Raw genomic sequence first — 3903 nt, 5'->3', positions numbered from 1 at the left:
CCCGATACAGGGCCAGCGGCGGCAGGGTGAAAGGCAGGGAGAAGCGCTGCGACAGCACCACCTGGAAGATGTCGCCGGCGCGGATGTACTCCTTAGCCCGCTCCACCGCCGCGTGATACTCCTCGCGGGTCATGTTCGAGCTCGGCTCCGGCAATGCCGGCAGCTCGGCCTCGGCCGCCGCCTCGCGGTGCGACAGGCTGGATTCGAAGGCGGCGACGACATGCGACAGCCGCTCGCAGGCCGCCTCATGCGCCTTTTCCGCCGATATCGCGGCGTCCGGGAACACCGGGGTGACGATGGTGACGACGTCGGCGATGGTGTCGAACACGCAGACGATGGTCGGCCGGATCATGATCGAATCCGGCACGCCCAGCGTGTCCGGATTGGTGTCGGGCAGCATTTCCATCTGCCGGACCATGTCGTAGCCGAGATAGCCGAACAGGCCGGCCGCCAGCGGCGGGAAGCCGCGCGGCAGGTCGATGCGCGATTCCGCGATCAGCGCGCGCAGGCTGTCCAGCGGCGAGGCCGCGACCGGCGTGTAGCTGTCCAGGTCGGCCAGGGCGTTGCGGTTGATCTCGACCGCATCGCCGCGGCAGCGCCAGATCAGGTCGGGCCTGAGGCCGATGGCGCTGTAGCGGCCGCGGATGGCGCCGCCTTCGACCGATTCGAGCAGGAAGGAGTAGGGCTCGTCGCCGGCCAGCTTGAGCATGGCCGAGACGGGAGTGTCGAGGTCCGAGACCAGGCGGGTCCAGACCACCTGGGGCTTGCCGGCGCGATAGAGGTCGGCGAAGGCGTCAAAAGCCGTGGAATCCGGCATGTCGATGTTCCGTGATGAGAGTGTGCAGGCGGGCTGAGGCATGGCGGAGACCGCCACGCCATCGCTCCCCCGCACCAGTCCGGCCCGGCCGGATGGGCATCGATGCCATCAGCGGGGCCATCACGGTCATTCCTGGTCCTGGTACTGCAACCGGGCCAGCACCGATTGGTCGATGCTGACGTCGTAGCGCTGGCGCAGGGCCCGGTCGAGGCCGTCGCCGATATCGACGGTCAGGCTGCGCCGCAAATCCTGCTTCACCGCCGCCTCGGCCGCCGGGTCGGGCTTGGCCGCCTCGATCCGGGTCAGCTTGGCGACGACCCGGCCGCCGGGCATCTCGGCAGTGGCGGTGCCGTTGACCTTGGCGGCGAAGATCTGGCCGATCAGCGGGGCCGGCAGGCCACCGGCATTGCTGCTGTCGCGCAGCAGCGACGGGGTCTCGGCATACTGCCCGCCGACCGACTTGGCGACATCGGCCGTGGCCTCGCCGGCGCCCACGCGTTTAGCGATGTCGGCGGCCAGGGCCTCGGTCGCCTCGGCCTGCTTCTGCTCGGTCCAGGCGGCGGCGACCTCGTCGCGCACCTTCGTCAGCGGCTCGGTCGTCGGCGCGATGATGCTTTCGGTCCGGACGATGAAGGAGATCTTGTCGTTGATCGGCGTCATCTGGCTGACCTCGCCCTGCGGCAGCGCGAAGGCGGCCGCCAGGATCTGGGCCTGGTTCGTCAGCACCGGCAGCGGCGACCCGCTCTGGGTCGTCCCGTCCTGGGCCACGGCCGGCACGCTGGTCACGGTGAAGCCGAATTCCGCCGCCGCCTTGTCGACCGGGACATTGTCGGCCAGCGCGTCCTCGAACTTGTTCGCGGTCTCATACAGGGCGTCGGCCGCCCTACTGTCCTTCAGCTGGGTCTCGATCTGCGGCCGGGCCTCCTCGAACGGCACCGTGTGGGCCGCCTGCACGCCGGTCAGCACCAGCACGTGCCAGCCGAAGGGCGACTGCACCGGGTCGGTCGCCTGGCCCTGGCTCAGGGCAAAGCCCGGCTCGGCCAGGGCCGGAATCGGCATGCCGGTCTTGGCGGTGAAGTCGACCGGGATCAGCTTGACCGACGCATTGCCGGCCTCGTCCACCGCCTGCTGCACCGCCTTGCCGCCGCGCACCGCGGTGGTGATCTGCTCGGCCAGCTCCTTGGTCGGTGCGATCACCTGGTCGAACTTGCGCAGCTCCGGCTTGGCGTAGCTCGCCTGGTTCTTGTCATAGGCGGTCCGGGCGTCGTCCTCGGACACCGTCACGCCCTTGGTGAAGTCGTCGACATTCAGCAGCACGACGCTGAGCGTGCGGTATTCCGGCGACTGGAACTTGTCGCCATGGTCCTTGTGATAGGCCTCAAGATCGGCCGCGGTCGGCTGCGGCACATGATTCTGGTCGGCATTGCGCAGCGTGATCGTTTCGGCCACCCGGGTCTCGCGGCGATAGCGGTAGATCGGGTCGGTCATCAGCTTCGACGCCTCAGCGCCGCTGAACAGGGCTTGGCCGACCGCCTGCTGGGTCATCTGCTGCCGCTGGTAGGCGATGAAGCCCGCCTCGTTGGTGCCGTTCTGCTGCAGCAGCTGCAAGAAGCGGTCGCGGCTGAACTGGTTGGTCGCCGGGTCGCGGAAGCGCGGGTCGACGCGCACGGCGTCGGCCACGGCGGCGTCCGGGACGATGTAGCCCAGGTCGCGCGCCAGCTGGTCGTACATCAGGCCGGACACCAGGCTGTCCACGGTGCGCTGCACCAGGCCCAGCTGCTGCGCCATGGCCAGCGGGATGCGCTGGCTCTGGGCAAAGTTGCGGAACTGGGTGTCGACCTGCTGGAAGCTGACAGTCTGGTCGCCGACCGTGGCCACCGTGTCGTTCTGTCCCCGGTTGCGGAAGATGTCCCCGACGCCCCAGACCGCGAAGCTCAGGATCAGTACGACGAACAGCACCTTGACGACGATGGAGCCGGCCTTGTGGCGAAGAATCTGGAGCATGACGACCGTTGACGGAGGACAAGGCCGCACGGGTGGTCCCGGGCGGTTGGGCCGCGCATCATAGGTGCGGCCTTTGCAGGCAGCAACGCGGAAGGAGTCACTGTGGCGTCGCGGCCTGCGGATTGGTAGATGAAAGGGACCTTCAGGGACTGGGTGGAGACGTGTCGATGGCGCGGAAGCTGATCGCGGGCAACTGGAAGATGAACCTGCTGCGGGACGAGGGCACGGCCCTGGCCCGCGACCTTGCCCTGCGGCTGGCACGCACCGCCGACCCCACCTTCGACCTGCTGATCTGCCCGCCGGCCACCATCATCGCCCCAATCGCCGATGCGGTGCAGGGCAGCGGCTTGCAGGTCGGCGGCCAGGATTGCCACAGCGAGGCCAGCGGCGCCCACACCGGCGACATCGCGGCGCGGATGCTGGCCGATCTCGGCTGCAGCCATGTCATCGTCGGCCATTCCGAGCGGCGCCAGGACCATGGCGAGATCGACCTGGTTGTCGCAGAGAAGGCGCGGGCGGCGCAGGCGGAAGGGCTGGTCGCGATCATCTGCATCGGCGAGACCGAGGCCGAGCGCAACGAGGGGCGGGCGCCGCAGATCTGCAGCCGGCAGATCGCAGGCTCGCTGCCGCGCGGCGCCACGGCGGAGAACACGGTGATCGCCTATGAGCCGGTCTGGGCGATCGGCACCGGCCGGACGCCGACCGCGGCCGAAGTCGCCGACACCCATGCCCATATCCGGGCGATGCTGGCCGTCCACGTCCCGTCCGAGGCGGCGGGAATCCGGATTCTCTACGGTGGCTCGGTCAAGCCGTCCAACGCGGCGGAGTTCCTGCATCTGCCCAATGTCGATGGTGCCCTGGTCGGCGGCGCCAGCCTCAAGGGGGATGATTTTTGGGCCATCGCCCAGGCCGCTGCAAAATAGCTCCGCATCGGCGTTGCATAGGGCCGGGGGCGTGGTTATAGTCCGGCCCGCTCGCCACCCGGCACCTGTCCGGCGGCGACCACGGTCGGAGCGTAGCGCAGCCTGGTAGCGCACTTGCATGGGGTGCAAGGGGTCGGGAGTTCGAATCTCCCCGCTCCG

At 68.9% G+C, this 3903-nt stretch carries 3 protein-coding genes and 1 tRNA gene; 2 read left to right on the top strand and 2 right to left on the bottom strand.

Going from position 1 to position 3903, the window contains the following annotated elements; all coding sequences use genetic code 11:
- Together AC3XYG_RS29765 and AC3XYG_RS29760 are read right to left on the bottom strand one after the other, a co-directional pair.
- The coding region (locus AC3XYG_RS29765; RefSeq protein WP_489143497.1) for a chorismate-binding protein at positions 1–817 on the bottom strand (817 nt) is incomplete at its 3' end.
- A 126-nt stretch (positions 818–943) separates the two neighbouring features.
- A complete protein-coding gene (locus tag AC3XYG_RS29760; protein WP_489143496.1) occupies positions 944–2821 on the bottom strand; it encodes a peptidylprolyl isomerase in 1878 nt (625 codons plus the stop codon).
- Between the two features lie 161 nt (positions 2822–2982).
- Between AC3XYG_RS29760 and tpiA the strand changes: the two genes are divergently transcribed.
- On the top strand, positions 2983–3744 hold the full coding sequence (tpiA, locus tag AC3XYG_RS29755; protein ID WP_489143495.1) for a triose-phosphate isomerase: 762 nt from the start codon (positions 2983–2985) through the stop codon (positions 3742–3744).
- 86 nt (positions 3745–3830) lie between these two features.
- Positions 3831–3903 (top strand) — tRNA-Pro (locus AC3XYG_RS29750).

The sequence above is a fragment of the Inquilinus sp. genome, assembly GCF_057815775.1.
This window is presented reverse-complemented; position numbering and strand designations above follow the sequence as displayed.